This window comes from Bacillus sp. P4_D3 (genome assembly GCF_056401855.1).
On record NZ_JBFUIN010000232.1, the window covers coordinates 1 to 5,022 of the forward strand.

The 5,022-nt window shown below is 34.7% G+C and carries 7 protein-coding genes; 6 read left to right on the forward strand and 1 reads right to left on the reverse strand.

Features of this window, described 5'->3' with window-relative positions; genetic code table 11:
• Window positions 1-472 (forward strand): sugar-binding transcriptional regulator (locus AC1DTM_RS17975; RefSeq protein WP_477000591.1); only part of this gene is annotated, 472 nt, incomplete at its 5' end.
• Between the two features lie 48 nt (window positions 473-520).
• Here AC1DTM_RS17975 and AC1DTM_RS17980 read toward each other — a convergent pair.
• Entirely contained in the window at window positions 521-883 is a 363-nt protein-coding gene (locus AC1DTM_RS17980; RefSeq protein WP_002086260.1) for a hypothetical protein, read from the reverse strand.
• Window positions 884-1,039: 156 nt separating this feature from the next.
• Between AC1DTM_RS17980 and deoC the strand changes: the two genes are divergently transcribed.
• From deoC to AC1DTM_RS18005, 5 genes are all read left to right on the forward strand, one after another.
• Complete coding sequence (gene deoC, locus AC1DTM_RS17985) at window positions 1,040-1,711, forward strand: deoxyribose-phosphate aldolase (RefSeq protein ID WP_404444366.1); 672 nt, start codon at window positions 1,040-1,042, stop codon at window positions 1,709-1,711.
• 105 nt (window positions 1,712-1,816) lie between these two features.
• Window positions 1,817-2,998 (forward strand): NupC/NupG family nucleoside CNT transporter, encoded by a 1,182-nt coding sequence (locus tag AC1DTM_RS17990; RefSeq protein WP_477000592.1) that lies wholly within the window; start codon window positions 1,817-1,819, stop codon window positions 2,996-2,998.
• A gap of 36 nt (window positions 2,999-3,034) precedes the next feature.
• Window positions 3,035-4,336 carry a pyrimidine-nucleoside phosphorylase gene (locus AC1DTM_RS17995; RefSeq protein WP_477000593.1) on the forward strand — a complete coding sequence of 434 codons (1,302 nt, stop codon included), beginning with the start codon at window positions 3,035-3,037 and terminating at the stop codon, window positions 4,334-4,336.
• 33 nt (window positions 4,337-4,369) lie between these two features.
• Window positions 4,370-4,765, forward strand: coding sequence for a cytidine deaminase (locus AC1DTM_RS18000; protein ID WP_002158324.1), 396 nt, complete (start codon window positions 4,370-4,372; stop codon window positions 4,763-4,765).
• Window positions 4,766-4,945: 180 nt separating this feature from the next.
• The coding region (locus tag AC1DTM_RS18005; protein ID WP_477000594.1) for a DUF2871 family protein at window positions 4,946-5,022 on the forward strand (77 nt) is incomplete at its 3' end.

The following is a 5,022-nucleotide window of genomic DNA, read 5'->3' on the forward strand; positions in this document are numbered from 1 at the left end:
ATTTGCAGATGCTTTTCAAACGACGCCAAGAAATCTACCTCTTCCAGTTATATTTGATAATGCGGTGACAAAAGAATTAGTGGAGCAAGATAGACATATTCATCACATTATTGAAATGGGGAAACAAGCAAATATTGCAATTTTCACTGTTGGAACAGTGCGTGATGAAGCGTTATTATTCCGATTAGGATATTTAGATAAGGATGAAACGAACATTTTGAAAGAACAAGCTGTCGGTGACATTTGTTCACGTTTCTTTGATGGAGACGGAAATATTAGTAGCGAAGAAATTAATAAGCGTACAATTGGAATTGAGTTAGAGGAACTTAAATTAAAGAAACGTTCTATTTTAGTTGCAGGTGGTAATAGAAAAATAAAAGCAATTGACGGTGCGTTACGTGGCGGGTATGCAAATGTACTAATTATAGATCAGCATACAGCGAAAGAATTGTTACATTATCAAAAAGGTTAGAAATAAAAGGCTTTCTCAAAATATTAATTTTGAGAAAGCCTTTTATTTTTAGTATGAATAAATCAATGTGTAGTACCTTGTAAAGTATTTGTAAGGAACGCTCTTTGATTGATCTCCTTTTTCAAAAATTAGTGAGTTAGCCATAATATCTCTATCTACAAAACTCCAGCCATCTTGCTCCATCATATCGATAAAAGGTTCCATTTTTCCGCGCTTTACTAAGTAGGGGTATTGATTATCTATCGGTTCTACTTCCACCATTTCTTTATCTTGAATAACCATCTTAGACATAGCTAAAGCAAATGGAACTGGGTTTCCTTCTTGGAAAATAACATCCCTTTTATAAAAAATAAATATGGATAGTGAGGTGCATACTAGCAATGTGAATATAAAGAATTTTGACTTAAACAAGTGGTTCACATCCTTTATTTACAAGCTTATACTACTTTCAATGTATTACTAGAAATTCCCTTCTAAAAAAGAATGAACAAAAGTTCAAAAGTGTATTTACATTTGTTCAACTAAGAGTTAGAATGAAGTTGTTAAAAGATATGAGGAGTGAAGATAATGAACATTGCAAAGTTAATTGACCATACAATTTTAAAACCAAATTCTACAAAAGAAGATGTTATGAAAGTAATCGAAGAGGCAAAGCAATACAAATTTGCTTCAGTTTGTATTAATCCTACATGGGTAAAGCTAGCTGCTGAAGAATTAGCTGGACATGATGTAGACGTTTGTACTGTAATCGGTTTCCCATTAGGAGCAAGCACTACTGAAACAAAAGCATTCGAAACAAAAGATGCTATCGTAAAAGGTGCAACTGAAGTTGATATGGTAATCAACGTAGGTGCTTTAAAAGATGGCGACAATGAGTTCGTTGAAAAAGACATTTATGAAGTAGTACAAGCAGCAAAAGGAAAAGCTCTTGTAAAAGTAATCATTGAAACTTGCCTTCTAACAGATGAAGAAAAAGTTCGTGCTTGTGAATTATCAGTAAAAGCTGGCGCTGATTTCGTAAAAACTTCAACTGGATTCTCAACTGGCGGAGCAACTGCAGAAGATATCGCATTAATGCGTAAAACAGTTGGACCAAACGTTGGCGTGAAAGCATCTGGCGGCGTTCGTACACGTGAAGATGCAGACAAAATGGTAGAGGCTGGAGCTTCTCGCGTTGGAGCAAGTGCTAGTGTTGCAATCGTATTAAATGATGCAAAAGGTGCTACAGATAATTACTAATTAATAAAGTGTGAAAAGCAATAGATACACGTTTAAAGTAAAGTGTATCTATTGCTTTAACAATTGAAAAGAATGTAAGCGGATACGAATGGGAGGAGACGGCTTATGAAATACTTAATCGGTGTTTTAGGCCTCGTATTGATTTTAGGTATCGCTTGGCTTGCTAGTAATGATAGAAAGAAAGTCAAATATCGCCCAATCATAACGATGGTTATATTACAATTCATTTTGGGGTTTTTATTATTAAATACAAGCGTAGGGAATATATTAATTARCGGAATAGCAGATGGTTTTGGAGAATTATTAAAATATGCCGCTGATGGTGTGAATTTCGTATTTGGTGGATTAGTAAATCAAAAAGAGTTTTCATTCTTTTTAAGTGTATTAATGCCAATCGTATTTATATCAGCTTTAATAGGTATTTTGCAACACATTAAAGTATTACCTATTATTGTGAAATCTATCGGTCTAGTATTAAGTAAAGTAAATGGGATGGGGAAACTCGAATCATATAACGCGGTAGCTTCTGCGATTTTAGGACAATCTGAAGTGTTTATTTCAGTTAAGAAACAACTAGGATTATTGCCAGAGAAAAGAATGTATACATTATGTGCATCTGCAATGTCTACAGTATCTATGTCTATCGTTGGATCATATATGGTGTTATTAAAACCGCAATATGTTGTAACCGCTTTAGTGCTTAACTTATTCGGTGGCTTCATTATTGCTTCTATCATTAACCCGTATGAAGTTACTGAAGAAGAAGATATGTTAGAAGTACAAGAAGAAGAGAAAAAGACATTCTTTGAAGTATTAGGGGAATACATTATAGATGGATTTAAAGTTGCGATTACAGTAGCAGCTATGTTAATTGGTTTCGTTGCCCTTATCGCATTCATTAATGCAGTATTTAAAGGTGTAATCGGTATCTCATTCCAAGAAATTCTTGGTTATGTATTTGCACCATTTGCATTTATTATGGGTGTTCCATGGCATGAAGCAGTTAACGCAGGGAATATTATGGCGACAAAACTTGTATCAAATGAATTTGTTGCGATGACAGATTTAGCACAAGGAAACTTTAATTTCTCAGATAGAACGACAGCGATTATATCTGTATTCTTAGTTTCATTTGCAAACTTCTCTTCAATTGGAATTATTGCTGGGGCAGTTAAGAGCTTAAATGAAAAACAAGGGAATGTAGTCGCAAGATTTGGTTTGAAATTACTTTTCGGTGCAACGTTAGTAAGTTTCTTATCAGCAACAATCGTTGGCTTATTATTTTAACAGATTCATATAATATAAAAAGGAATGGTGATTACAATGAGAATGGTAGATATTATTGCGAAAAAACGTGATGGAAAAGAATTAACGACTGAAGAAATTAATTTCTTTATTAATGGATATACAGATGGAAGTATTCCTGATTATCAAGCGAGTGCACTTGCAATGGCAATCTTCTTCCAAGATATGACGGATCGTGAACGCGCAGACTTAACAATGGCAATGGTTGAATCTGGAGAAACAATCGACTTATCAGCAATTGAAGGTATTAAAGTAGATAAGCATTCAACTGGCGGTGTTGGTGATACAACAACATTAGTATTAGGACCATTAGTTGCTGCTTTAGATGTACCAGTAGCAAAAATGTCTGGTCGTGGTTTAGGACATACGGGCGGGACAATTGATAAATTAGAAGCAGTGGAAGGATTCCACGTTGAAATTACGAAAGAGCAATTCATTGATATTGTAAACCGTGATAAAGTGGCTGTTATCGGACAAACAGGAAACTTAACACCTGCTGATAAAAAAATCTATGCACTTCGTGATGTAACAGGAACAGTAAACTCGATTCCTCTAATCGCAAGTTCAATTATGAGTAAAAAAATTGCAGCTGGTGCTGATGCGATCGTACTTGATGTGAAAACAGGTGCTGGTGCATTTATGAAAACAGAAGAAGATGCAAAAGAATTAGCTCATGCAATGGTACGTATCGGAAATAATGTTGGACGTCAAACGATGGCAGTAATTTCAGATATGTCACAGCCTCTTGGTTTTGCGATTGGTAACGCTCTAGAAGTGAAGGAAGCAATTGATACTTTAAAAGGTGAAGGTCCAGAAGATTTAACAGAATTAGTACTTGTATTAGGTAGCCAAATGGTTGTACTTGCGAAAAAAGCAAATACATTAGAAGAAGCTCGTGAAATGCTAATTGAAGTTATGAAAAACGGAAAAGCAACTGAGAAATTTAAAGAGTTCTTAAGCAATCAAGGCGGAGACAGCTCGATTGTAGACAATCCAGAAAAAATGCCACAAGCGAAGTATGTAATTGATGTACCTGCAAAAACTTCAGGTGTTATTTCAAACATTKTTGCAGATGAAATCGGTATCGCAGCTATGTTACTTGGTGCAGGTCGTGCAACGAAGGAAGATGAAATTGATTTAGCTGTAGGTTTAATGTTACGTAAAAAAGTTGGCGACGCAGTAAAAGAAGATGAGCCATTCGTAACGATTTACGCAAATCGTGAAAATGTAGAAGATGTAAAAGCAAAAATTTATGAAAATATTTCTATCTCTGAAACAGCAGTGGCTCCTAAATTGGTTCATACAGTTATTACTGACTAATCATAATTACATTTACTTTGAGGAGGAAATAATATGGATAAGAAAAAATATATTGAAGAAGCAAATAAGATGTTATCAAAAGCGTATATTCCGTATTCAAAATTTCCTGTTGGTGCAGCGTTAGTTACGAAAGAAGGTAAAATTTATACTGGTTGTAATATAGAAAATGCTTCTTACGGTTTATGTAACTGTGCAGAAAGAACGGCAATCTTTAAAGCAGTATCAGAAGGTGAGCGTGACTTTAGTTACTTAGTCATTACAGGCGAAACGGACGGACCGATTTCACCATGTGGTGCATGTAGACAAGTTATTGCTGAATTTTGTAATCCGAAAATGCCAGTTTTACTAACGAATGTAAAAGGCGATGAAAAAGAAGTGACTGTAGAGCAGTTATTGCCTGGTGCCTTCTCAATTGAAGATTTAAAATAAGTTAGAAGGCCATTCCACAATTAATAGTTGTGGAATGGCCTTTTTATTTTCAAGAAATAAAAAACCAAACTAACAATGTAATACTCTGTTCATATTCCGTTCATAAACTTTGCGTAAAATGATTGCAGTGAATATGGAAAGTGACGATATTAATTGTCGTTCTACAGCAGGAGGAATATAATGAAGAAATTATATAATGCAGCACTCATTTACTTAATTATTGGTTTATTATCAGGTGTATTTGCTAGAGAGTATAC

Coding starts and splice junctions, on each gene's coding strand:
- deoC (WP_404444366.1), top strand. CDS start 1,040: ATGAACATTGCAAAGTTAATTGACCATACAATTTTAAAACCAAATTCT.
- AC1DTM_RS18000 (WP_002158324.1), top strand. CDS start 4,370: ATGGATAAGAAAAAATATATTGAAGAAGCAAATAAGATGTTATCAAAA.